Source organism: Isoptericola croceus, from assembly GCF_029382255.1.
GTDB lineage: Bacteria > Actinomycetota > Actinomycetes > Actinomycetales > Cellulomonadaceae > Isoptericola > Isoptericola croceus.
The window spans coordinates 360,322-384,182 of sequence record NZ_JARLLG010000003.1; the positions used below are offsets into that span (position 1 = coordinate 360,322).

General features: G+C 71.3%; 25 protein-coding genes. 11 read left to right on the plus strand and 14 right to left on the minus strand.

From position 1 onward, the window contains the following. Window positions 1-14 precede the first annotated feature (14 nt). Entirely contained in the window at window positions 15-668 is a 654-nt protein-coding gene (locus tag PZC42_RS10260; RefSeq protein ID WP_277210647.1) for a DsbA family oxidoreductase, read from the plus strand. Then, entirely contained in the window at window positions 665-838 is a 174-nt protein-coding gene (locus PZC42_RS10265; protein ID WP_277210649.1) for a hypothetical protein, read from the plus strand. Before PZC42_RS10260 ends, PZC42_RS10265 begins: the two co-directional genes overlap by 4 nt. On the opposite strand, the gene PZC42_RS10270 is transcribed toward PZC42_RS10265, so the two are convergent. From PZC42_RS10270 to PZC42_RS10280, 3 genes are read right to left on the minus strand one after another with little or no spacing between them, the layout of a single operon-like run. Next, window positions 835-1,707: a TrmH family RNA methyltransferase gene (locus tag PZC42_RS10270; RefSeq protein ID WP_277210651.1), complete on the minus strand. Its 873-nt coding sequence runs from the start codon at window positions 1,705-1,707 to the stop codon at window positions 835-837. The genes PZC42_RS10265 and PZC42_RS10270 overlap by 4 nt on opposite strands. A 12-nt stretch (window positions 1,708-1,719) precedes the next feature. Next, window positions 1,720-2,991: an endo-1,4-beta-xylanase gene (locus tag PZC42_RS10275; protein WP_277210653.1), complete on the minus strand. Its 1,272-nt coding sequence runs from the start codon at window positions 2,989-2,991 to the stop codon at window positions 1,720-1,722. Between the two features lie 25 nt (window positions 2,992-3,016). Further along, a complete protein-coding gene (locus tag PZC42_RS10280; RefSeq protein ID WP_277210655.1) occupies window positions 3,017-4,249 on the minus strand; it encodes an alpha/beta hydrolase in 1,233 nt (410 codons plus the stop codon). 66 nt (window positions 4,250-4,315) lie between these two features. Here PZC42_RS10280 and PZC42_RS10285 point away from each other — a divergent pair, with 66 nt between their 5' ends. Next, window positions 4,316-4,840, plus strand: coding sequence for a GNAT family N-acetyltransferase (locus PZC42_RS10285; protein ID WP_277210657.1), 525 nt, complete (start codon window positions 4,316-4,318; stop codon window positions 4,838-4,840). Between the two features lie 131 nt (window positions 4,841-4,971). On the opposite strand, the gene PZC42_RS10290 is transcribed toward PZC42_RS10285, so the two are convergent. From PZC42_RS10290 to PZC42_RS10300, 3 genes are all read right to left on the minus strand, one after another. Next, window positions 4,972-6,159 (minus strand): SPFH domain-containing protein, encoded by a 1,188-nt coding sequence (locus PZC42_RS10290; protein ID WP_277210659.1) that lies wholly within the window; start codon window positions 6,157-6,159, stop codon window positions 4,972-4,974. 70 nt (window positions 6,160-6,229) lie between these two features. Continuing rightward, a complete protein-coding gene (locus PZC42_RS10295) occupies window positions 6,230-6,724 on the minus strand; it encodes an NfeD family protein (protein ID WP_277210661.1) in 495 nt (164 codons plus the stop codon). Between the two features lie 105 nt (window positions 6,725-6,829). Continuing rightward, window positions 6,830-7,627, minus strand: a complete 798-nt coding sequence (locus PZC42_RS10300) for an ABC transporter ATP-binding protein (RefSeq protein WP_277210663.1) — start codon at window positions 7,625-7,627, stop codon at window positions 6,830-6,832. 120 nt (window positions 7,628-7,747) lie between these two features. On the opposite strand from PZC42_RS10300, the gene PZC42_RS10305 reads away from it, so the two are divergent. Further along, complete coding sequence (locus PZC42_RS10305) at window positions 7,748-8,515, plus strand: Rv1486c family protein (RefSeq protein ID WP_277210665.1); 768 nt, start codon at window positions 7,748-7,750, stop codon at window positions 8,513-8,515. A 4-nt stretch (window positions 8,516-8,519) separates the two neighbouring features. Here the strand turns inward: PZC42_RS10305 and glgA are convergent, their stop codons facing one another. Further along, window positions 8,520-9,737, minus strand: coding sequence for a glycogen synthase (gene glgA, locus PZC42_RS10310; protein ID WP_277210790.1), 1,218 nt, complete (start codon window positions 9,735-9,737; stop codon window positions 8,520-8,522). An 80-nt stretch (window positions 9,738-9,817) separates the two neighbouring features. On the opposite strand from glgA, the gene glgC reads away from it, so the two are divergent. Continuing rightward, window positions 9,818-11,062 carry a glucose-1-phosphate adenylyltransferase gene (gene glgC / locus PZC42_RS10315; protein WP_277210667.1) on the plus strand — a complete coding sequence of 415 codons (1,245 nt, stop codon included), beginning with the start codon at window positions 9,818-9,820 and terminating at the stop codon, window positions 11,060-11,062. A gap of 40 nt (window positions 11,063-11,102) precedes the next feature. Next, entirely contained in the window at window positions 11,103-11,768 is a 666-nt protein-coding gene (serB, locus tag PZC42_RS10320; protein ID WP_277210792.1) for a phosphoserine phosphatase SerB, read from the plus strand. 50 nt (window positions 11,769-11,818) lie between these two features. On the opposite strand, the gene PZC42_RS10325 is transcribed toward serB, so the two are convergent. From PZC42_RS10325 to fabG, 3 genes are read right to left on the minus strand one after another with little or no spacing between them, the layout of a single operon-like run. Beyond that, window positions 11,819-12,382: a SixA phosphatase family protein gene (locus tag PZC42_RS10325; RefSeq protein WP_277210669.1), complete on the minus strand. Its 564-nt coding sequence runs from the start codon at window positions 12,380-12,382 to the stop codon at window positions 11,819-11,821. Between the two features lie 10 nt (window positions 12,383-12,392). Beyond that, a complete protein-coding gene (gene fabI, locus PZC42_RS10330; protein WP_277210671.1) occupies window positions 12,393-13,160 on the minus strand; it encodes an enoyl-ACP reductase FabI in 768 nt (255 codons plus the stop codon). Window positions 13,161-13,219: 59 nt separating this feature from the next. Then, the gene (fabG, locus tag PZC42_RS10335) at window positions 13,220-13,942 is read right to left on the minus strand and encodes a 3-oxoacyl-ACP reductase FabG (protein ID WP_277210673.1); all 723 of its coding nucleotides are present in this window, start codon (window positions 13,940-13,942) and stop codon (window positions 13,220-13,222) included. Window positions 13,943-14,116: 174 nt separating this feature from the next. On the opposite strand from fabG, the gene PZC42_RS10340 reads away from it, so the two are divergent. From PZC42_RS10340 to PZC42_RS10350, 3 genes are read left to right on the plus strand one after another with little or no spacing between them, the layout of a single operon-like run. After that, window positions 14,117-14,491 (plus strand): DUF3099 domain-containing protein, encoded by a 375-nt coding sequence (locus PZC42_RS10340; RefSeq protein WP_277210675.1) that lies wholly within the window; start codon window positions 14,117-14,119, stop codon window positions 14,489-14,491. Next, a complete protein-coding gene (locus PZC42_RS10345) occupies window positions 14,491-14,730 on the plus strand; it encodes a hypothetical protein (RefSeq protein WP_277210677.1) in 240 nt (79 codons plus the stop codon). Before PZC42_RS10340 ends, PZC42_RS10345 begins: the two co-directional genes overlap by 1 nt. Beyond that, window positions 14,727-15,656, plus strand: a complete 930-nt coding sequence (locus tag PZC42_RS10350; protein WP_277210679.1) for an SURF1 family cytochrome oxidase biogenesis protein — start codon at window positions 14,727-14,729, stop codon at window positions 15,654-15,656. The genes PZC42_RS10345 and PZC42_RS10350 overlap by 4 nt, the downstream gene beginning before the upstream one ends. Here PZC42_RS10350 and PZC42_RS10355 read toward each other — a convergent pair. Continuing rightward, window positions 15,629-17,227 (minus strand): ABC-F family ATP-binding cassette domain-containing protein, encoded by a 1,599-nt coding sequence (locus PZC42_RS10355; RefSeq protein ID WP_277210681.1) that lies wholly within the window; start codon window positions 17,225-17,227, stop codon window positions 15,629-15,631. The genes PZC42_RS10350 and PZC42_RS10355 overlap by 28 nt on opposite strands. A gap of 378 nt (window positions 17,228-17,605) precedes the next feature. Between PZC42_RS10355 and PZC42_RS10360 the strand changes: the two genes are divergently transcribed. Both PZC42_RS10360 and PZC42_RS10365 read left to right on the plus strand, forming a co-directional pair. After that, window positions 17,606-19,138 (plus strand): AbfB domain-containing protein, encoded by a 1,533-nt coding sequence (locus PZC42_RS10360; RefSeq protein WP_277210683.1) that lies wholly within the window; start codon window positions 17,606-17,608, stop codon window positions 19,136-19,138. 46 nt (window positions 19,139-19,184) lie between these two features. Further along, on the plus strand, window positions 19,185-19,727 hold the full coding sequence (locus tag PZC42_RS10365) for a DUF1697 domain-containing protein (RefSeq protein WP_277210685.1): 543 nt from the start codon (window positions 19,185-19,187) through the stop codon (window positions 19,725-19,727). Between the two features lie 43 nt (window positions 19,728-19,770). On the opposite strand, the gene PZC42_RS10370 is transcribed toward PZC42_RS10365, so the two are convergent. The 3 genes from PZC42_RS10370 to PZC42_RS10380 all read right to left on the minus strand — a co-directional run bounded on the left by PZC42_RS10370 (window position 19,771) and on the right by PZC42_RS10380 (window position 23,665). Beyond that, window positions 19,771-20,409 carry an AAA family ATPase gene (locus tag PZC42_RS10370; RefSeq protein ID WP_277210687.1) on the minus strand — a complete coding sequence of 213 codons (639 nt, stop codon included), beginning with the start codon at window positions 20,407-20,409 and terminating at the stop codon, window positions 19,771-19,773. Window positions 20,410-20,514: 105 nt separating this feature from the next. Beyond that, on the minus strand, window positions 20,515-22,905 hold the full coding sequence (locus PZC42_RS10375; protein WP_277210689.1) for a glycoside hydrolase family 65 protein: 2,391 nt from the start codon (window positions 22,903-22,905) through the stop codon (window positions 20,515-20,517). Further along, window positions 22,898-23,665, minus strand: a complete 768-nt coding sequence (locus PZC42_RS10380; protein ID WP_277210690.1) for an HAD family hydrolase — start codon at window positions 23,663-23,665, stop codon at window positions 22,898-22,900. Before PZC42_RS10380 ends, PZC42_RS10375 begins: the two co-directional genes overlap by 8 nt. Window positions 23,666-23,861 lie beyond the last annotated feature (196 nt).

Consider the following 23,861-nt stretch of genomic DNA (forward strand, 5'->3'; position numbering starts at 1 on the left):
AGGAGACCTCCCCCATGCCCACAGCACCCGTCCGGGTCGACGTCTGGTCCGACATCGCCTGCCCCTTCTGCTACATCGGCAAGCGCAACCTCGAGGCCGCGGTGAGCACCAGCGGCGTCCCCGTCGAGATCACGTACCGCTCGTTCCAGCTCGACCCGGACCTTCCCGAGGACATCACCGGCAGCAACGCCGAACAGCTCGCCGCCAAGATGGGTGTCACGGTCGAGCGGGCACGCGGCATGGAGCGGCAGACCACGACCATGGCGCAGCAGGTAGGCCTCGACTTCGACTACGAGCGCATGCAGCCGGCCAACACCTTCCACGCCCACCGGCTCCTGCACCTCGCACGGGCGCACGGCCGGCAGGCGGAGCTGAAGGACCGCCTCCTGTCCGCCTTCTTCGTCGAGGGACGGCACGTCGGCCACCTCGAGGAGCTGGCCGACCTGGCCGCGGAGGCCGGGCTGGACCGCGACGTCGCGATCGCGGCGCTCGCCGACGGCTCGTTCGCCGCCGAGGTGGCCGACGACGTCGCCCGCGCGAGGGCCTACGGCATCACCGGGGTGCCGTTCTTCGTCCTGGACGAGAAGCTCGCCGTCTCCGGCGCCCAGCCCGCGGAGGTCTTCGTCGAAGCACTCCAGCGCGCCGTCGCCGAGCAGGAGGCCGCGTGACCGCGCCGGAGCCCGTCGCGGCGACCGGCGACAGCCTCGATCCCCACGACCCGACGCCTGTCGCTGCGGCGGCCGCGCGCTTCGTCGTCGTCGACGGCGTGGACGGGATGCTCTGCGACGACGGTACGTGCGCGCCTCCCGTACCGAGGCCGTCGCCAGCGGAACGCTAGGAAGCGCGGGTCGCCCAGGTCGCCACCGCGACCGCCGACGCCACGTTCAGTGAGTCGACGGCGCCCGCCATCGGGATCCGCACGGTGAGGTCGCACGCCGCGACCGTGCGGCGTCCGAGCCCGTCCCCCTCGGTGCCGAAGACGAGCGCGAGCCGCTCCGGCGGATCGGCGGCAAGCTCGTCGAGGCCGACCGAGTCGCCGTCCAGCGCGAGGGCCGCCACCGTGAACCCCAGCTCGTGGAGCGCGTCGATGCCATCCGCAGCGCCGTCCCGCGCGCCGCGGGGCCAGTGCTCGAAACGGGTCCACGGCACCTGGAAGACGGTACCCATCGAGACCCGGACCGACCGGCGGTACAGCGGGTCGGCGCACCGCGGCGAGACCAGCACCGCATCGACCCCCATCCCCGCACAGGCGCGGAAGGCTGCGCCCACGTTGGTGTGGTCGACGAGGTCCTCGAGCACCGCGACGCGGCGAGCACCGGCACCGCCCCGCGCGCCGGCCACGAGCTCGCGCACGCCGGGCAACGCCGGCCGGTGCATGGCGGCGAGCGCCCCGCGGTGCAGGTGGAAGCCGGTGATGCGGCGCAGCACGTCCTCGTCTCCCACGAACACCGGAGCCTCCGGGTGCGCCTCGAGCACCTCCGCCATCGAGTCGAGCCACTTGTCGGCCATGAGGAAGGACCGTGGCCGGTGCCCCGCGGCGAGGGCCCGCCGGATGACGTTCGACGACTCGGCCATGAACAGGCCCTCGGCGGGCTCACGGGCGGTGCGCAGCTTCACGTCGGTCAGGTCGGTGTAGTCGCGCAGACGCGGATCGGTCGGATCGGTGACGCGGACGACGGCGAGACGGGGATCGGCGGGCGAGGTCACTCGGGGATTCTCTCAGCCCGCGAGCCGCACCTGCGCCGTCTGCTCCCCCGCCTGGTCGAGGCTCAGCGCGGCCGCGGGGCCGCCGTCGGGCAGCGAGACCTCGTACTCACCGAGGAACCCGTCGACCTGCACGCGGCCGGCGTCGTCGGTGCGCAGCGTCGTGGGCGCGTACCACCACTCGTCCTTGATCAGCGAGCGCAGCCGTTCGTAGGCGGGCTTGGGCGAGCCGTCCGCGCGCAGCAGCCCGCCCGGCGCCCCGAGCCACATGCCGCGGTCTCCGAGGCCCCAGTAGTTGACGACCTCGACGGCGGGGTGGCTGAGCAGGGTGCGGTAGTGCCGCTCGACCTCGTCCGCCTGCCGCTCCTCCCCCTCCGGCGTGGTCGGCCACCTCTCGACCTGCCAGTCGTTGAGATCGACGACGTGGTCGGGCATGAGGTCGCCGGACAGCAGCGTCGTCTCGGTGAGGTGGATCGGGATGTTGTAGCGCGCGAACCGGTCGAGGACGCGCAGCGTCTTCTCCTCGCCCCAGTACCCCTGGTGCATGTGGGACTGCAGGCCGAGACGGTCGATCCGGATGCCGGCCTCCAGCACCGCCTCGACGAGGCACTCGTAGGCCGTGGACATGTCGAAGTCGTTGAGCAGCAACGTCGCCGACGGATGGGTCGCGCGGGCCTCCTCGAACGCCATGCGGATGGTCTCGACGCGACCCTTCATCCGCGCGAGCGGGGTGATCGCGTTCTCCTCGGCGGTGAACACGGGCATGATCACGACCTCGTTGATCGCGTCCCAGGTGTCGATCACGCCGGCGAAGTCGGCGACGTCGCGACGGATGCGCTCACGCTGCAGGCGTTCGACCTCCTCGAGCGGGTGGCCGAGGAGCCAGCGCGGCTGGACGGTGTGCCAGACGAGGGGGTGGCCCTTGACCGAGACGCCCCGATCGACGAACCAGCGGGCAGCCGTCAGCATCTCGGCCGTGCGGGGCCGGCCCTGCGTGGGCTCGAACGTCCCCCAGTAGAACGGCAGGGTGGCGACGTTGAAGAGGTCGAGCCAGCGGTGCGCGAAATCGTTGTCGTAGGCCGGGTCGGTCGAGGCGCCGTTCGCATGGTCCACCAGCTCGAAGCCGATGCAGCCGAACCCGAAGGCATGCCTGGTCTGTGCCACCACGACGTCGACCCCGGGCACCGGGAGGCCGTCGGGCCCGACGACGGTCACCTCGGCCCGTGCGCGACGGTGCGCCAGGTCGGGGTCGGGGACATGGTCACGAGGAGCGGTGAAGAGGGTCACCTGCTCCATCGTGCCCCACCCGCGGTCAGGAACGCTCGAACAGCCGCAGCGTCAGCTCTCGCCAGGCCTGCGTCCCCACTCCCCCGGGTGCCGCGTCGAACGTGTGGTCGGCGGCGGGCAGGAGCACGAGCTCGTGGGCGACGCCTTCCGCGTCGAGCACCCCGGCCAGCTCCTGCGCCCCGTCCGGAGGCACGAGACGGTCGGCCTCACCGACGACCATGAGGGTCGCCGGGGACGCCGCGGTGACGTGCTCGGCCGGGGTGGTCGCCGTGTATCGCTCCGGGTGATCCGACGGCGTGCCGCCGGTGTACTGCTCGGTGACGTGGCGTGCCGTCACCCCCCTCACGCGGTCGCCGTTGCCGTGAAGGCCGGCCGGGGAAGCCACAGGGTTCAGCGTGCTCACGGCGGCCACGGGAGGCACCGCCCCGTCGCACGCGGGCTCCAGGTCCCCGGAGGCCGTCCGGTAGGCGACCTGGAGGGCCAGGTTTCCTCCCGCAGAGGCACCGGCCAGGAACAGCCTGCTCGGGTCGCCTCCGTGGTCGGCAGCGTGCTCCCCGGCCCACACCAGCGCGCAGGCCACCTGGGGCTCGACCACGTCCCAGAGGTGCCGGTCGTCGCCGGAGAGCGGGTAGTCGATGCTGACGGCCAGGTACCCCTGCTCGGCGAACCATGCCGCGTGCGACGCCGTCGTCCTCTGCAACCGGTCGCCCGACACCCAGCCGCCACCGTGCACCAGGACCACGACCGGGGCCGCCCCGCCTGCGGGCTCCCCCTGAGGGAGCCACAGCGAGAGGTTCTGCGGTACGCCCTCGATCTCTCCGTACTGGGCGTCGTGGTCCGGATCCAGGTCGCCCGGGACGAGACGGAACAGGTCCGCGATCTGCACCCCCACCGCATGCTCCTGCGCCACCCGCAGCTGCTGGGTGACCACGGTGAACGACAGCGCGACGACGGCGAGCCCGCCCGCCACGGAGACCACCCGGGTCACGGACCCGCGACGCAGCAGCGCGACCGTCGCGCACGCCGTCACCACCAGGCCCAGCACCACCAGCCACGGTGCCCAGGCCGCGGCGTAGCCACCCACCTGGCCGACCCAGGGGACCGACGGCAGGAAGGCTCCTGCCGCGACGACGGCGAGCAGCACGGCGACGACGGCGAGAGCCCCGACGGCGACGCTCGGGCGGGGGCGACGTGCCTCGGCATGGTCCCGCGTGTCGTCCGTCGGACCTGCGGCGTGCTGGGGAGGGTGGGCGCTCACGGCCCACACTCTGGCACGTGAACGCTTGACGGCGCACCCCTCGAGACGTCGCCTACGCTCGTCGACATGCCTCGTCGACGCGCCACGATCCGCGACCGCTGCGACGGCGACCTTCGCGCACTCGTCGACGTCCTCGCCGCGCAGCAGTCCACCTCGGGCTACCCGCACCGGTGGCCGCTGCCGTTCCCCACCGAGAACTTCATCGTGCGTCCCACCGAGGAGCACGCCTGGGTCGCCGAGCGTGACGGGCACGTCGTCGGGCACGTCAGCGCCACTACGGTGCCCGACGACGAGCACGGAGCTCTGTGGTCGGCGGGTGCCGACCGCCCCGTGGCCGAGCTCGGGTGCGTCTCGGTCCTCTTCGTGCACCCTGACGCCCAGGGCGGCGGCGTCGGCGGGCGGCTCCTCGACGCCGCCGCCGGGTGGATCCGCGGCACGGGGCGCACACCTGTGCTCGACGTGGACGACCGCGACGGCGTGGCTCACGCCGTCTACCTGCGCAAGGGCTGGCAGGTCGTCGGCGAGGCGCAGTTCGAGTGGCAGCGCGAGGGCTCGCCTCCGGCCCGCCTCATGGTGCTCCCGGAGACATGACCTTCTCGACGACCCGCCCGTGCGCCTTGACCACGACGGGTGCACCGGAAGACGACGAGGCCCTGCCGTCCAGCTGGACGGCAGGGCCTGGTCGGTGTCGTCCGGCAGCCGGACGGCTCGTCAGACGACGGTCACGGCGCCGGAGGCGTGCCCTCGTCGTCCGTGCCGAGCGAGCGCGGCTGCGGCGGGACCGGCGGTGCCGGGGGCTGCTCGCCCGCGGGACGCTGTCCACGCTCCACACCGGACTCGAACGGAGCACCCGACCGCGTGCCGGAGCTCGTCGCGTCGGCCGTGGCGGCCTGAGCCTGGCGTCGTGCCTCGGCGAGCGCCTCGCCCGGGTCCTGCAGGCCGGACTGACCGAGCGCGGACCGCACGGCGGCCCCGACACCGCCGTCGCTGTCGTCCTCCGACGGCTCGGCCGGGATGCCCGGCGTCCCCGGCGTGCCACCGAAGCCCTTGGCGATCGACCCGAGGGCCGCCGTGAACTCCGTCGGCACGACCCACAGCTTCGACGAGGAGCCGTTGGCGATCTCCGGCAGCATCTGCAGGTACTGGTACGCCAGCAGCTTCGGGTCGGGGTTGCCCCGGTGGATGGCCTCGAAGACCTGCAGGATGGCGCGCGACTCACCCTCGGCCGTGAGGATCTGCGCCTGGGCGTCACCTTCCGCCTTGAGGATCTGCGACTGCTTCTCACCCTCGGCCGTGAGGATCGCGGACTGCTTGACACCCTCGGCCGTGAGGATCGCGGCACGGCGGTCGCGCTCGGCGCGCATCTGCTGCTCCATCGCGCCCTGCACGGACGCGGGCGGCTCGATCGACTTCAGCTCGACGCGGTTGACGCGCACGCCCCAGCGACCGGTCGCCTCGTCCAGCACGCCACGGAGCTGGCCGTTGATCTGGTCACGGCTGGTCAGCGTCTGCTCCAGGTCCATCGACCCGACGACGTTACGCAGCGTGGTCACGGTGAGCTGCTCGATACCGCTGATGTAGTTCGCGATCTCGTACACCGCGGACTTCGGCTCGGTCACCTGGAAGTAGATGACCGTGTCGATGCTGACCACGAGGTTGTCCGAGGTGATCACCGGCTGCGGCGGGAAGGACACGACCTGCTCACGCAGGTCGACGCCGGCACGCACCTTGTCGATGAAGGGGAACAGGAAGTTGAGGCCCGGTGCAAAGGTCTTGTTGTACCGGCCGAGCCGTTCCACGATCAGGGCGGTCGCCTGGGGGACCACCCGGACCGCCTTGAAGAGCGTCACGATCACGAAGATCGCGACGACGACTAGCGCGATGTAGCCGATGAATGTGGTGGGTTCCACGAAGGTCTCTTTCTCTCGTCGGGCATGGTTCTCGGGACCGCGCACCTCGGAGGCCGCGGCCACTCGGTGATCAGGGCGTCAGCCCGGTGCCACCAGCGTCGGTGGTGCCGCTCGGAGCGGCGGCGGGGGCGACGACGGCGGTCGCACCGTCGATCATCACCACGCGGACCTCCACACCCACCGGGACGCGGCCGGAGCTGTTCGGCAGACCGTCGTCCACCAACCTGGCGGACCAGACCTCACCGGAGAGCTTGACCCGCCCGCCGGTCTCGGTGACCTCGGCGACGACGACGGCGGTCCGGCCGACCTGGGCGGCGGCGTTCGTCTCGACCAGCGGGGTGCGCTGGCGCAGGTTGTGCACCAGCCAGGGTCGGAGAAGAGCCAGCAGCAGCAGGGAGACGACGCAGGCCACGATGATCTGCAGCCATGGCGGACCACCGGCTGCCGCAGTCGCCGCACCGGCCAGCGCCCCGCCGGCGAGCATGACGAAGACGAGCTCCAGGGCGAACATCTCGATCACCGCGAGGACGAACGCCCCGATCAGCCACCAGAGCCAAGCATCCATCGATTCCTCCGGACCTACTGGTTCCAGGACACCCACGGCCCGGACAGGGCCGCACGCACCGCCTTTTGCTGAGACTTTACCAACTACCCGCGACCCCGGGTACCGCTACCGAGCAGCGGGGCGCACCGCTCGGGCCAGCCAGCGCCCGCCGCCGTGCGCCACGAGCAGATCCATGCCGAAGGCGCGCGAGAGGTTGTCGGAGGTGAGGACCTCCTCGAGGGGCCCGGCCGCCTCGACCTTGCCGTCGCCGAGAAGCAGCAGGTGGGTGAAGCCCGGCGGGATCTCCTCCACGTGGTGGGTGACGACCACGAGCACCGGTGAGGCCGGGTCGCCCGCCAGCTCGGCCAGCGCACCGACGAGCTCCTCGCGCCCCGCGACGTCGAGCCCGGCAGCCGGCTCGTCGAGCAGCAGCACCTCCGGGTCGGTCATGAGCGCGCGGGCGATCTGCACCCGCTTGCGCTCACCCTCGCTCAGCGTGCCGTAGCGCCGGTCCGCGAGGTCCGCGACGTCGAACGCGCCCAGCAGCGCCAGCGCCTGCTCGGTGTCCAGCTCCTCGTACTCCTCGCGCCAGCGACCCGTGACGCCGTAGGCCGCGGTCAGCACGACGTCGCGCACGGCCTCGTGGTGCGGGATCTTGTCCGCGAGCGCCGCCGAGGAGAAGCCGATGCGAGGCCGCAGCTCGAACACGTCGACCTTCCCGAGTCGCTCGCCCAGCAGGTCCGCCGTGCCCGACGTCGGGTGCGAACGTGCCGCGAGGATCTGCAGCAGCGTCGTCTTGCCGGCCCCGTTGGGCCCGAGGACGATCCAGCGCTCCCCCTCGGAGACGGTCCAGTCGACATCGTGGACGATCGTGGAGGTGCCGCGTCGTACGGTGACACCCTGCAGGTCGAGTACCGCGCTCATGGTGCCCGACCCTACCGGAGCATCGGGCGTCCCTGGCCCACCCCACGACGGGATCGCCGACGTGGTCCACGCAGCGTCGTAACAGGCGCCGGAGCACGTCAGGCGTCTATCGTGCGAGACGTGAGCGAGACCACCACCCTGCCCCGCAGCGTCGTGCTGGCGCTGTGGCTGCAGGCTCTCGGCGCCTCCCACGGCGTGGCCGTGCGGTCGGTCACCGACGACGACGAGCCGCACGCCGTCCTCGGCCTGCCCGGCGCCGGCACGGGGCAGGTCACGCTCAAGGAGCTCGTGGCGACCTTCTCCCACGGCCCGCGGGAGGTGTGCGCTGTGCTGCCCTCGCCGGGCGACCCCTCGGGCGTCCCCGCTGCTGCGACCGCTGCGGCCACCGAGGCCGGCGAGTGCCTGCTCGTGAGCACCGCCGACGGCTCGTGGGCCGCCGTACCCCGCATCACCGCGTTCGGCAGCGCGCTGGAGCCGGGCCACCTGGTGACGTGGGAGGTCGTGGAGGTCGCACCGTGGTCGACGCTCGTCGCCGGCACGCTGGGTTCGCTCGCGGACGCGGAGCGTGAGCTGCGGAGCAGTCTCGTGGTCGCGACCGACGCGCTCGACGCCCTCGACGTGGCTCGGTGGCGCGACGACGCCGCGGACGCGATCGAGCGGGTCCGCCACTCGAGCACCTCCGGCTGGCCCGTCCCCGACCTCGACGGCCGCCGGGCACGCGTCATGCAGCTCGCCACGCGTCTGCTGGCCATCGTCGACCTGGCGACCGACGACGACGGCGCCGCGGTCAACCTGTGGCAGGTCGACCAGCGGTCGACGGCGCTGCGCGAGGTCGAGCGCACAGCGCGCCGCGCGCTGAGTGCCGCGACCTACGCCTCCGTGCGCTGAGCCGTCACGAGGCGGCGAGCACAGACCGGTAGACGTCCATCGTGCGCTCCGCGATCGCCGCCCAGGCGAAGTGGTCCTCGGCCCGGCGACGTCCGGCGGCGCCCATCGCGGCCGCGCGCCGCGGGTCGTCGACGACGGCGGTCAGGGCGGCCGCCAGGTCGCTCACGTACCGCTCGGGGTCGAGCGGTGTGCCGGTGCCGTCGTCCGCCTGGTCGATGGGCACGAGCACGCCGGTGACGCCGTCGTCGACCACCTCGGGGATGCCCCCGGTGGCCGTGGCCACGACCGGCAGACCCACGGCCATGGCCTCGAGGTTGACGATGCCGAGCGGCTCGTAGACCGACGGGCAGACGAAGACCGTCGACGCGGCCAGCACCGCACAGAGGTCCGGACGGGGCAGCATCTCCTCGATCCACACCACGCCCGCGGCGGCTCCCCCGCCGCGTGCTGCGCGCAGCTCGTCGACCAGCCCGCGGACCTCGTCCATGATCTCGGGGGTGTCGGGCGCGCCCGCGCAGAGGACCACCTGGACCTCGCGAGGCAACCGGGCCGCCGCCCGCAGGAAGTTGGGCAGCCCCTTCTGCCGGGTGATGCGCCCGACGAAGACCACGGCGGGCCGCGCAGGGTCGATCCCGTGCAGGGCGGCGACCCGGGCGACGTCGTCCTCGGCCGGGCGGACCCAGCCGTCCAGGTCGATGCCGTTGTGGACCACGTGCACCCGGTCCGGGTCCAGCTCGGGATAGCAGCGCAGGATGTCCTCCCGCATCCCGGCCGAGACCGCGACGATGCCGGCCGCGCCGAGATAGGCGGTGCGTTCCGCCCAGCTCGAGACGGCGTAGCCGCCGCCGAGCTGCTCGGCCTTCCAGGGACGCAGCGGCTCGAGCGAATGTGCGGTGACCACGTGCGGGATGTCGTGCAGCAGCCCGCCGAGGTGCCCGGCCATGTTGGCGTACCAGGTGTGCGAGTGCACCACGTCGGCACCGGCGACGTCGTCCGCCATCGCCAGGTCGACGCCGAGCGTGCGCAACGTCGCGTTCGCGCCGGAGAGCGTGGCGGGCTCGTCGTAGCCGACGACGCCGTCAGCGCCGGGACGCGGACCGTCGAAGCAACGTACCCGGACCTCGGCATGCGGACGCAGGACGGCGGACAGCTCCGCGACATGGACCCCGGCACCCCCGTAGACGTGGGGCGGGAACTCACGGGTCAGCAGGTCGACTCTCAGCAGGGCGCTCACGAGAGCCAACGTAGCGTTCCCCGCCGCGTCGTGCGGCATACGCCGCCCCGAGGTCCTAGGGTCAGTGCATGGCGTCGTCACAACCTCGGGTCCTGGCCATCGTCCTCGCCGGCGGAGAGGGCAAGCGACTCATGCCGCTGACAGCCCAGCGCGCCAAACCCGCGGTCCCGTTCGGGGGGATCTACCGGTTGGTCGACTTCGCCCTGTCGAACATCATCAACTCGCGCTACCTCCAGGTGATCGTGCTGACGCAGTACAAGTCGCACTCCCTGGACCGGCACATCTCGAAGACCTGGCGCATGTCCCCGCTGCTCGGCAACTACGTCTCCTCCGTCCCGGCGCAGCAGCGCGTCGGCAAGCACTGGTACCTCGGGTCGGCAGATGCGATCTACCAGTGCCTGAACATCATCGACGACGAGCGGCCCGACATCGTCGTCGTGGTCGGTGCCGACCACGTCTACCGCATGGATTTCTCGCAGATGGTCGACGCGCACGTCGAGTCGGGCGCAAGGGCCACCGTCGCGGCGATCCGTCAACCGATCGCGCTCGCCGACCAGTTCGGCGTCCTCGACGTCGAGCCCGACGACCCCACACGCATCCGGGACTTCCTCGAGAAGCCCGTCTCCCCCGTCGGGCTCCCCGACTCGCCGCGGGAGGTGCTGGCCTCGATGGGCAACTACGTCTTCGACGCCGACGCTCTCGTCGAGGCCGTCACGAAGGACGCGGCGGACCCCGACTCCCGGCACGACATGGGCGGCGACATCATCCCGGCCTTCGTGGAGCAGGGCACGGCCGGGGTCTACGACTTCATCCGCAACGAGGTGCCCGGCTCCACCGACCGCGACCGGGCCTACTGGCGCGACGTCGGGACCATCGACGCGTACTTCGACGCCAACAAGGACCTCATCGCGGTGCAGCCGGTCTTCAACCTGTACAACGAGGGTTGGCCCTTGTACACGGGCTACACGGGCTTGCCGCCGGCGAAGTTCGTGCACGCCGGGCCCGGCCGGCTGGGGCACGCCGCAGACTCGATCGTCTCACCTGGTGTCCTCGTCTCCGGCGCGACCGTCGCAGGGTCCATCCTGTCCCCGGGCGTGCACCTGCACTCCTGGGCGACGGTCACCGACTCCGTGGTGATGGACGGCGTCCAGGTGCACCGGCACGCCCAGGTGCACCGCGCCATCCTCGACAAGTTCGTGGTGGTGGACGAGAGGGCTCGGATCGGCGTCGACCACGAGGAGGACCGAGCCCGAGGCTTCACCGTCACCGACTCGGGGATCACCGTCGTCCCGAAGGGTTCCCACGTTGCCTGAGAGCGCCCCCGCGCCCGGTCCCCTCCCCGAGCCGTCCGGCATGCCACGCCGTCGACGCCTGATCGTCACCGACGTGGACTCGACCTTCCTGACCCAGGAGGTCATCGAGCTCATCGCGGAGCATGCCGGCACGCGCGAGGAGGTCGCTGCCGTGACCGAGCGCGCGATGCGGGGCGAGCTCGACTTCGCCGCCTCCCTGCGAGAGCGGGTGGCCACGCTGGCCGGTGTGCCCGCCTCCGCGCTGGACGCGGTGCGCGAGGCCGTCGTCCTGACGCCCGGGGCGGCCGAGCTCACGGCCGAGGTCCAGCGCCGCGGCTGGGAGCTCGGGCTCGTCTCAGGTGGGTTCGCCGAGATCCTGGCTCCCCTGGCGGCCTCCCTCGGGATCACCCGATGGCGGGCGAACCGCCTCGAGGTGGCCGACGGCGTCCTGACGGGCAGGACCGTCGGACCGGTCGTGGACCGGGCCTACAAGGAGGCCACCCTGCGGGAGTGGGCGTCCGAGCTGGGGCTAAGCATGGCCGACACCGTCGCGGTGGGCGACGGTGCCAACGACCTCGACATGATCGGCGCCGCAGGAATCGGTGTGGCCTTCGCGGCCAAGCCCCTCGTCCGCGCCCAGGCGCCGTACAGCATCGACGGACCGCGGCTGGACGACGTGCTGCGCGTCATCGACGAGGTCGACGCCGCCGAGCGGGCCCGGGCGTAACACAGCCGCCCGGAGCCGGTGGCACGGAGCAGGCAGCCAGGTCAGTACACCTAGCTCGGGCGACCGACCCGCAGCAGCGTGGCCGACCTCTTGCCCCACTCGGCCCACGGCTGCTTGGTGGCGTGCAGTACCGAGTAGGTCGCTGTCGGCACCCCGACCCGGACCTGGGCGAGCGCCGCGTCGTCGGAGGACTCGTCGGCGAGGTAGGCGGCCGTCGCGGCCATCGTCGGCTCGTGGCCGATGACCAGCAGGGTCTTGACGGCAGGATCGACGCCGCGGACCAGCTCGAGCACGTCGGCGATGCTCGCCGCGTACAGCTCGTCGCGCACCTCGACCGCCAGGTGGTTGCGCTCGCCGTGGTTGCCCAGATGAGCGCGGGCCAGCTCCCAGGTCTGCCGGGTGCGCAACGCCGAGGAGACCAGCGTCAGGTCCGGCACCAGTCCCGCAGCTGTCAAGGCCATGCCCACCCGACCGGCCTGCCGACGGCCGTTGAGCGCCAGCGCGCGATCTGTGTCGACGACCGCGCCCTTGCCGGGCTCGGCCTTGGCATGCCGAAGCAGCACCAGTCGACGTCCCTTGTCCGGGACGTCGACGGCGTACTTCGGCTGCTTCACGAGATCCTGCTCACTGACCCATCGCGTGGACACCACCGTCGACGTGGACGATCTCGCCCGTCGTCGCCGGGAACCAGTCGGACAGCAGCGCCACGACCGCACGGGCGGCCGGCTCCGCGGTGGTCTGGTCCCACCCCAGGGGCGCGCGCCGGGGCCAGGCCTCCTCCATCGCCTCGAAGCCCGGGATGGACTTGGCGGCGGTCGTGCGGATCGGTCCGGCGGAGACCAGGTTCGCCCGGATGCCGGCCGGACCCAGGTCGCGGGCGAGGTACCGGTTGGCGGACTCGAGGCCGGCCTTCGCCACGCCCATCCAGTCGTAGACCGGCCAGGCGAAGCCCGCGTCGAAGGTGAGCCCGACGTAGGCTCCGCCGTCGGTCATCAGCGGCTGGGCCGCGGTGATGAGTGACTTGTAGGAGTACGTCGAGACGTGCACCGCGGTGGCGACGTCGTCCCACTCGGCCGACAGGAAGTTGCCGCCCATCACGCTCTGCGGCGCGAAACCGATGGAGTGCACCACGCCGTCGAGACGGTCGGTGTGCTCGCGCACCTGGTCCGCCAGGGAGGTCAGGTCCTCGGGGCTCGTCACGTCGAGCTGGACGACCGGCGCTGTCGCGGGCAACCGCTTCGCGAACGCCTGGGTCAGCTTCATCTGGCGTCCGAACGACGTCAGGACGACCTCGGCGCCCTCCTCCTGCGCGAGGCGCGCGGCGTGGAAAGCGATCGAGCTGTCCGTCAGGACGCCCGTGATGAGCAGCTTCTTGCCATCGAGCAGAGCCATGATGACCTTTCAGTAAAGTTCTGATGGGAGCGTATCGGGCCGTGCGCCCGATGGACAGTTCAGTGACCCATGCCCAGGCCGCCGTCGACCGGCACCACAGCGCCGGAGACGTAACCTGCGGCGTCGGAGGCGAGGAACTCCACGACCCCGGCCACCTCGTCCGGGGTGGCGAACCGGCCCGCGGGGATGGACTCGCGGTACTTCTTCTGGGTGCCTTCCGGCAGCGCCGCAGTCATGTCGGTCTCCACGAATCCGGGCGCGACCACGTTCGCCGTGATCCCCCGGCCGCCCAGCTCGCGCGTGATCGAGCGGGCCATTCCCACCAGGGCGGCCTTCGTCGAGGAGTAGTTGACCTGCCCAGGGCCGCCGTACAGACCGACGACGGAGCCGATCAGCACGATACGGCCGGACCGCGCGCGGATCATGGGCTTGGACGCCCGGCGCACGCAGCGGAACGTCCCGGTGAGGTTCACGTCGACGACCTGCTCGAACTCCTCGTCGCTCATGCGCATGAGGAGCTGGTCCCGCGTCATGCCCGCGTTGGCGACCAGCACGGTCGGAGCACCGAGCTGGGACTCGATCTCGCCGAACGCGGCGTCGACGGCTTCGCTGTCGGTCACGTCCGCCACAAAGCCGTGGACCCCCTCGGGCAGCTCGCCACCTCGGAAGATCGTCGCGACGGTGTCCCCCGCAGCGACGAATCGCTCGGCGATCGACCGACCGATGCCACGCGCGGCGCCGGTCACGACGACCACACGACCGGATGCTGCCTGCTCTGCCACGGGATGCTCCTCTCGACGACGGGCCGTCCGGCCCGGGCACACGGCGGTGCGCCTGTGCGACCGTACCCCGGCACAGCGCCCGTCCCGCGCTCACGGGGAAGCACACGTCACCGAACGGGATTGTCGGTTTCCTCCAAAGACCGGAGCAAGCCGGAGCGGACGTAGACTGACTGGGTGAGCACGTCCCGGCCCCACGAGGTCCCCTCGATCACGGGCGTCCCGGCGAGTCTCGCCGCGGACCAGAACAGACGCCTGCGCCAGTACCTGTTCCAGATGGGTCTGCGCGTGGTGCTCATCCTGGCGGCTGCCCTCCTCGTGGAGGGCTGGCTGATGTGGGTCTGCTTCGTCGGAGCCGTCGTCCTCCCCTACTCGGCCGTCCTCCTCGTCAACGCCGGCCGCGACCGTTCCACGCGCGAATCGTCCGCCGTGCCGCCCGAACAGCCCCCTGAGCTGGAACCGATGATCCCGCCGGTCGAGCGACCGGGCGTTCGTGTGGTCGACCACGTCGACGACCCGCTGACCGACACCACCGACCCGAAGGACCACTGATGGACGTGCTCGGCCTGGGAGCCGACCCCGTCACCGCCGACGCCATCGTGTGCTCGGCGAAGGGCTGCCCCGCCGAGGCCCGCTGGGGCCTGCTGTGGAACAACCCGAAGCTCCACGTCCCCGAGCGTCGCAAGGTGTGGCTCGCGTGCGACGACCACCGCGAGCACCTCGAGCAGTTCCTGGGCGCCCGGTCGTTCTGGAAGCAGACCGTCCCCGTCGAGGACCTGGAGCACGTGTGAGACGGACTCGCCGCCAGTGGGTCACGCTCGGTCTCGCCGCGGTCCTGCTCGCCGCGCTGTGCGTGCTCGCGGCCTACTGGCAGTGGCACCGGTACACCGACCGACAGGCCCAGATCGCTCTCGTCGAGGCCAACTATTCCGCCGAGCCCGCACCCCTCGACGAGTTCCTCGCCGGGCCTGGTGCGGCGCTCGCGGACGACGACGTCTGGCGGTCCGCCGTCGTCGTCGGCAAGTACGCGCCCGACGAGACCGTGCTGCTGCGCAATCGCCCCGTCAACGGGACGCCCGGCTTCCACCTGCTGGTGCCGCTGCACACGGAGCTCGACGGCAAAGCCCTGGTGATCGTCGTCGACCGCGGGTTCGTCCCGCTCGGTGCCGATGCGAGCGAGCCCGCGTCCGTGCCTGCGCCACCGGACGGCGAGGTCACCGTGACGGTCACGCTCCGGGCCGACGAGCCCGCGGCGGACCGTGAGGCGGAGGCCGGGACCGTCTCGCGGATCAACACCGACCAGGTGCTCGCGGCGTCCGGCGGTGCCGTCCGGGCGGACGCCGGCACCGTCGGTGCCTACGGGCAGATGCGCAGCGAGGACCCCGCCGCCGAGGCGCTGGTGCCCGTGCCCCGCCCGGACACCGATCCCGGCAGCCACCTGAGCTACGCGTTCCAGTGGGCGATCTTCGCGCTCGGCGCCGTCGGCGGGTTCGTGTTGCTGTGGCGGCGCGAGACCCGGGTCGCCACCGTCTCGGCCGGCGACCTCATCGCCGCCACCGACCCGGACGGGACGTCACGGCCGCGCCGCGAGCAGCGCGGAGGACGTCGGGTGGACGAGGACCACGAGGACGCGCTCGTGGACGCGGCGCAGTCGGGCGAGCTGACCCGTCGCCCGAGCCTGGCTCGGCGTCAGGCGAGGGACACGAGCTCGGCATAGTCGTCGGACCAGAGGTCCTCGTCGCCGTCCGGGAGCAGCAGCACGCGTTCCGGGTTCAGCGCCTCGACCGCGCCGTCGTCGTGCGTGACCATGATGACGGCGCCCTCGTACGTGTTGAGCGCACCGAGGATCTCCGCACGCGAGGCGGGGTCGAGGTTGTTGGTCGGCTCGTCCAGGAGCAGCACGTTCGCGCTGGAGACCACGAGGGTGGCCAAGGCCAGCCGGGTCTTCTCGCCGCCGGAGAGCACGTGGGCCGGCTTGTCGGCGTCGTCGCCGCTGAAGAGGAACGACCCGAGGGTGGTCCGCACCTGGGTGTCGGTGAGGTCCGGGGCGCTGTGTCGCAGGTTCTCCACGACGGTGGCCTCCATGTCGAGCATGTCGTGCTCCTGGGCGTAGTAGCCCATCTTGAGCCCGTGCCCCGGCAGCACCTCGCCCGTGTCCGGCGTCTCGACACCGGCGAGCAGGCGCAGCATCGTCGTCTTGCCGGCACCGTTGAGCCCGAGGATCACCACGCGTGAACCACGGTCGATGGCCAGGTCGACGCCCGCGAACACCTCGAGGGAGCCGTAGCTCTTGGAGAGCTCACGCGCAGTGAGCGGCGTGCGCCCGCAGGGCGCGGGCTTCGGGAAGCGCAGTGCGGCGACCTTGTCGGTCTGTCGTTCGGCCTCCGTGCCGGCGAGCATGCGCTCGGCACGCTTGATCATGTTCTGCGCTGCTGTGGCCTTCGTGGCCTTCGCGCGCATCTTGTTGGCCTGAGCGAGCAGCGTACCGGCCTTCTTCTCGGCGTTGGCCCGCTCCCGCCGACGCCGGCGCTCGTCCTGCTCGCGCTGGGCGATGTAGGCGTCCCAGCTGAGGCTGTACTGGTCCAGCTCACCGCGATTGGCATCCAGGTGGAAGACCTTGTTGACCGTCGCGCGCAGGAGCTCGACGTCGTGGGAGATCACGATGAAGCCGCCGGAGTACGACTTGAGGTAGTCGCGCAGCCAGACGATGGAGTCGGCGTCAAGGTGGTTGGTGGGCTCGTCGAGCAGCAGCGTGTCGACCCCGGAGAAGAGGATGCGGGCCAGCTCGATGCGGCGGCGCTGACCGCCGGAGAGTGTGTGCAGGGGCTGGGCGAGGATGCGGTCGTCGAGCGCCAGGTTGCTCGTGATGCGCTGCGCCTCGGACTCGGCGGAGTACCCGCCGGCCGCCAGGAAGCGGGTCTCGAGCTTCGGGTAGCGCTCCATCGCCGCGGCCTGGACCTGCGCGTCCTCGCTCGCCATCTCCTTCTCGGCCTGCCGCATCTTGGCCACGATCTTGTCGAGGCCACGGGCGCTGAGCACTCGGTCCATCGCCACCACGTCGAGGTCGCCGGTGCGCGGGTCCTGCGGCAGGTAGCCGATCTCGTTACCACGCGTGATCGTGCCGCCCGTGGGCAGGCTCTCGCCCGCGAGGGTCTTGGTGAGCGTGGTCTTGCCGGCTCCGTTGCGGCCGACGAGGCCGACGCGGTCGCCCGGTGCCACGCGGAAGGTGGCATCGTGCAGCAGGACGCGGGCGCCGAAGCGCAGCTCGACGCCGTGGGCGGTGATCAAAGCAGGGGTTTCCTTCGAGAGGGTGCCGGGGATCAGCGGTCAGTCTACGGGCCGGGGGTCGGGTTCCTCTGCGGTCCAGGTCACGGTCGCCGTCGTCCGCAGCAGTGCTCCGCGCGGATTTCCACGGCCGCACCGCAAGATAACGTCTTCCCCGCACCGCATGTGAGCGCTATCATCGTTGCCGGGCTCAACGAGGAGCCCCACCGACAGAGCGGACTGAACATGACGCGACCCGAGCGCCCGCACCCTGCACGGAGCACCACCACACCACTGTCACGTCGAGCGCTGCTACTCGGAGCGGCCGCCGCACCGGTTCTCGCGTGGGGCGCAGAACCCGCCCTCTCCCCCTGGTTGGGCACGAGCAGCTCGGCTGCCGCCGTGACCGCGCACCCCAGCATGCTGCACACGGCCTCGGACCTGACCCGGGCGGGCAACCGGGTCGCGTCCAGCGCCCAGCCGTGGAAGTCCGGCTGGGACCGCCTGGTCGCCAACGGCCGTTCGCACGCGACCTGGTCGCCGCGCCCCCTGGAGACGGTGGTTCGCGGGGGCGACGGGTCCAACTACGGCCAGCTCTTCACAGACATCCATGCCGCCTATCAGAACGCCCTGCGCTGGCGGGTCTCCGGGGACGCCGCACACGGCGACGCAGCCGTCCGGATCCTCAACGCCTGGTCCGGGACCCTGAAGGGGGTCACCGGCAACGCGGACCGGTTCCTCGCCGCCGGCATCTATGGCTACCAGTTCGCCAACGCCGCCGAGCTCGTGCGCGACCACCCTGGCTTCGACCGCACCCGTTTTCGGAACATGCTCCTGAACATCTTCTACCCGATGAACGAGAGCTTCCTCACCAACCATAACGACTCGGTCATCACGAACTACTGGGCCAACTGGGACCTGTGCAACATGTGCTCGATCCTGGCGATCGGCATCTTCGCGGACCGCGACGACCTGGTGAACCGCGCTATCGACTATTTCCGGACCGGCGCGGGCAACGGGTCGATCGAGAACGCCGTCCCGTTCCTGCATGAGTCCGGGACTCTCGGGCAGTGGCAGGAGAGCGGCAGGGACCAGGCCCACAACATCATGGGCGTCGGCCTCATGGGCGCGTTCTGCGAGATGGCCTGGAACCAGGGCGTGGACTGCTACGGCCACGGCGGCAACAGGTTCCTCAAGGGCGCCGAGTACGTCGCGAAGTACAACCTCGGGTTCGCCGTGCCATTCACGGACTACACGTGGCAGTCGGGCCCCAACACCACGGCGCCGCACGCCGGGTGGAACACGCACACCGAGATCAGCTCAAACAGTCGCGGGCAGGCCCGGCCGGTGTGGGAGTCGATCCTCGGCCACTATGAGGGACGCCGAGGCATCGCGGCCCCCTGGGTCCGGCAGATGGCCGAGAGCCTCCGGCCCGACGGCGGTGGCGGAGACTACGGGTCGAACTCTGGCGGGTACGACCAGCTGGGGTTCGGCACGCTCATGCACGCCCCCGCCGCGACCGGGATCAACCGGCTCCAGTCGTACAACCTCCCGGACCGCTACGTCCGGCACGCCAACTACGTCGGCAGGATCGACGCGAACGTCTCGCCGGCCGCGGACGCCCAGTTCCGCATCCGCCGGGGCTTGGTCTCCGGGAGCACCGGACGTGTCTCGTTCGAGTCCGTGAACTTCCCCGGCTACTACCTGCGCCACTACTCCTACAGGATCCGGCTCGAGCGGCACGACGGCTCCGCGACGTTCGCCGCCGACTCCACGTTCCAGCAGGTCGCCAGCGCCGTCAGCTCGGGGCACGTCATGTTCCGCTCGCACAACTTCCCGGACCGCTTTCTCCGACACGCGAGCAGCCTCTTGCGGATCGACCCGCTCTCGAGCGACCAGGATCGCGCGGACTCGTCGTTCCGCATCGTCGCCTGATCGACCACACAGGACGGGGCAGCGTCCCGCGCCGTACGGTGGTGAGGTGACTGACTCCGCGGCCGGACCGCACTCGACGCTCGTGGCCCTCCTGCGCGCCGTCAACGTCGGCGGGACAGGCAAGCTGGCCATGAGCGACTTGCGCTCGATGTGCTCGGCGCTCGGCTTCTCGGAGGTGCGCACCTACATCGCCAGCGGGAATGTCCTGTTCTCCACCAGCGTCGGGGCCGACGCCGCCAGGGCGGCCCTCGAGGAGGCGCTACGGGAGTATGCGGGCAAGCCCGTCGGTGTGCTGCTGCGGACGCCGACCGAGCTTGAGCGGATATGTGTCGAGAACCCGTTCCTCGACGCCCACCCCAGCCGCGTGGGCGTCACCTTCCTGGACGCTGCGCCCGACCCGGAGACCCCCGCACGCGCGACCGGTGCCGACGACGAGGAGATCGCCCTGGGTGCTCGGGAGGTCTACGTGCACTATCCGAGCGGTATGGGGCGCAGCAGGCTCAACGTGCCGACCGGGAGGCGGCTGGCGACCACCCGCAACATGAACACGGTGACCAGGCTCGCCGCGCTGTCCACCGGACCTGGGTGATCGCCGGTGCCGGGATCACTTGCTCGCGAGCATGCCGCCGCCCTCAGGCGCGGCGCACGTGCTGCAGCGTCGTGACCGCCCGGCGGGCCGTCCGGAGCAGGCGCCCGGTGCCGTCGGCCTCCAGGTCAACACCGCACGACGCCGCGATCTGCTCTGCGGCCTGTGACACCGTCAGGTGGTCGGTCGCGAGGTGCTCGGCGAAGTCCGGGTGACCGAGCCGCTCCAGGTTCGGAACCAGCCGTTCGAGCGCCCATGCCTCCCGGCGCAGGGCGAGGCCCCGGAGCCCGACGGCGTCCGCCAGTCGACCCCCACCCAGACCTCGGTGTGCGAGCCGCCGGATGATCGTCGGCGGGTCCGCCAGCAACGCGACGTGGTGCACGTCGTGCCCGAGCGCGCGGAGCCCGCCGACCGTCTCCTCGAAGTAGCGCAGGTCGGTGACCGTCATGGGGACCAGGACATGGCCGTCGTGCTCGTGCAGGATCAGGTCGAGCACCTCGACGACCCCGGTACGCCAGGACGTGAAGTCCTGGAAGTCGGGCCGGTACTCCGCGGGGACCAGGCGCTGCAGTCCGTACCCGATCTGTTCGGGATCGATCACGAGGCTGCCGGGAAGGCGGCGGTGCAGCTCGGCCACCGTGTGCGTCTTGCCGACGCCGAAGGTCCCGTTCACCCAGATCAGCACGGGTTGAGCCTAGACGAACAGGCCCCGGTCACCCGCGCGGACGCCCTCCCGTTCGTCGGGGCCTGACGTCGACCACCACGACCACATCTCCCTGGCGCTCCCTGCTCACGCGGGTTCGTCGGGCGTGCTCCAGCGGACCGCCCAGGTCTCCCCCGGCGCCAGCACGCGCCGATCGCCGTCGAGGGCGACGATGATCGTCCGCTGCCGCGACCGAGCCATGCCGATGCGGACGCCGGCATGGTCGCATCGCACCGTGATGCCCCGGATCCGGAGCTCCAGGGCTTCGAGCTCGTCGGGCAGCCGGGGATCCAGCCGGAGCACACCACCGGCAAGCTCCAGACCCGTGTAGCAACGCTGGACCAGGTCGACGGTGCCGGCCATCGCACCGAGGTGTATCCCTTCGGCGGTCGTGCCGCCCTGGGTGTCGGCGACGTCGCTGTCGAGCGCCTCGCGAAAGTACCGCCATGAAGCGCTGCGATCCCGGCTGGCGAGCACCCAGGCATGCACGACCGCACTCAGGGTCGACCCGTGGCTGGTACGTGCCAGGTAGTAGTCCACGGTGCGGCCCACCGCGGCATGGTCGAGCTCGTAGCCGAGCGATGCCAGTGTCTTGAGCACACCGCTCTCGCCCAGCAGGTACACGAGCATCAGGACGTCCGCCTGCTTGGAGACCTGGTATCGGTTCACCGAGTCGTCCTCCGCCTCGAGGATCCGGTCAAGCCGGCGGATGGAGCCGTAGCGCGACCGGTAGTCCGACCAGTCCAGCTCCGCGAGCCGGTCGTAGCCCTCAAACTGGCTGATCACACCGTCGCCGTGGAACGCCACGCGCATCCGCCGGCTGACGTGGTCGAACAGCTCCGTCTCATGCTCCTCCAGCCGGAGCCGCCGACGCAGGGTGTCGCGCTCCTGCTCGGGCAGCAGGGCGAGAGCGTCCAGGGCGTACCGCAGGACCCGCGCGACCATGACGTTCGTGTATGCGTTGTTGTCGATCCCGGGACTCGCGGCGTCCGGGTAGCGGTCGTGATACTCGTCGGGCCCGACCACGCCACGGATGTCATACCGGTCCGCGGCGACGTCGTACGTCACCAGGCTGCACCAGAACCGGGCGATCTCCAGGAGCATCTCGGTGCCGTGCTCGTGCATGAAGGCGAGGTCACCGGTGGTCTGGTAGTACTGCCAGACGTTGTGCGCCACGGCGATCCCCACGTGCCGCTGGAGATCCGTGTGGTCCTCGAGCCACCGGCCGGACGCTGGATTCAGATGCATCCGCTGTGTCTCGTCCCGGCCGTCGCTCCCGCTCTGCCAGGGATACATCGCGCCCCGGTAGCCGGCGTCGGACGCCGCGCGGCGCGCCTGCGGCAGCCGCCGCCACCGGTACATCAGCAGCGACCGCGCCACGTGGGGCAGGCGCAGCAGCAGGAACGGAAACACGAACATCTCGTCCCAGAACACGTGCCCCCGATAGGCCTCACCGTGCAGCCCGCGCGCCGGCATACCCACGTCGAGGCGCTCCGTGTGCTCGGACAGGACCTGCAGCAGGTGGAAGACGTGCAGGTCGAGCACCTGCTGCGCCTCGCCGGTGACGACGACGGCGCTCACCTTCCACAGCCGGTCCCACGCGCGGACGTGGTCGGCCAGGAGCTCGTCGAAGGGCGGGATGCGAGCTGCGTGGCGGCGCGCCGCATCCAGGGGGTCGGAGACCGCACGATCCTGCGACGTGTACATCGCTACCCGCTTCTCGACGGTCACCGGCACCCCCTCGACCAGGTCGAGCCCCAGCCGGACGGCGGATTCGCCGGGGGCGCGCTCGAACGTCGCCGGCACCCGGCCGGGCAGTCCGGTGACCACCGTCGTCGCCGCCTGGGCGATCCGGATCTGCGAGGTGGCGGTGCGTACCTGCAACCAGGCGGCCGCCTTCTTCTTGTCGCCTCCCTCCGCGACGGGGACCAGGTGCTTCCCGTCGAGGTCGCGGTATCGAGCCACACCCGTGTTGGTCACCCGACCGTCGAGGCTCGCCCGGACCTCCAGCCGGCCCGCCCAGTTCTCGGCGACGAACGTCGTCTCCAGGGCGGCCACGTGCGGATCGTGCATCGACACGAGCCGCCGCTGGGTGACGGCGAGGATCCGGCCGGCAGGGTCGCGGAACCGGGTGTGCCGGGTGAGGAGTCCCCGGCGCGTGTCCAGGTCCTGCCGGTGCTCGAGGATCTCGCTCCCGGTGAGCGTGAGCCAGTCCTCCCCCGGCATGCGGAAGCCGAGCGGCAGCCAGTTCGGGGCGTTGACCAGGTCCTCGTTCTCCACCGCACGGCCGGCCACCGTGGACGTCAACCGGTCGTAGCAGCCCGCGAAGTACGTGCCCGGGTAGTGCACGCCGTCGGCCCGTGACTCGGGCGCGGCGCCACGCGTCGCGACGTACCCGTTCCCCAGGGTGCACAGGGCTTCCCGCAATCCCTCGGTCGCCGGGTCGAATCCCTCGTAGGACAGGGTGGAGTCATCCACGATGGCTCCCGACCAGCGCGACGTCGACGAGGTCTCCGACCACCACGTGTGCGCCCCGCTCGTACATCTCCGTGCGGAGCCCACCCCGCCGATCCACGCCGATCACCGTTCCGAAGCCACCTCGATGGCCGGCCTCCACCCCGACCAGGGCGTCCTCGACCAGCGCGCACCGGCCGGGTGGCGCTCCGAGGCGCCTCGCAGCCTCCAGAAACAGCGCGGGGTCAGGCTTGGCCGCGAGACCGAGGCGCTCGGCGTCGAGGCCGTCGACCCGCGCGTCGACCAGGCCGTCCACACCGGCGGCACGCAGGACCGCCCCGCAGTGGCGGCTCGCCGAGACCGCCGCGATGCCAGTCCCGCAGCGTCTCAGCTCGTGCAGGAGGCGCACGGTGGACGGGAAAGCCTGCACCCCGTGCTCCCGTACCTCGTCGAGGAAGTACCGGGTCTTGCGGTCGAGCAAGGACTCGAGCGTGTCCCTCTCGTGGCGCCCCCCTGCGGGCAGCACGATCCCCCGTGAGTCGAGGAACGCGCGAGCACCGTCCTCGCGCGCCCTGCCGTCGACGAGACGGAGATAGTCGGTCTCGATGTCGAACGGCGCCAGGTCGGTGCCGGCCCGCTGGCCGCGGTCCCGGAGGAGCTCGTCGAACGCGCGCTTCCAGGCGGTCGCGTGGGTCTGAGCAGTGTTCGTGATGACGCCGTCGGTGTCCAGCACGACGGCGTCGATGAGACCGAGGTCCAGCTCTGCCGGAGGCGTCGTCGTCACGTCGCCTCCTTCTGCGCAGAATCAGGAGTCTCTGCTGGTCCAACGCCGTCGCCTCGCCGCCCTGGGTCTCACCCCATTCTCGGGCACGGTCGAGCTCGCCGCCCATCAGGGGGGAGGTCCTCAGACGTTGAACTGTGCATACCGGTCCTGACCTGGAGGTTTGTTGGCTCAACGCAGTTGAGGGTGTAGCGGTCCG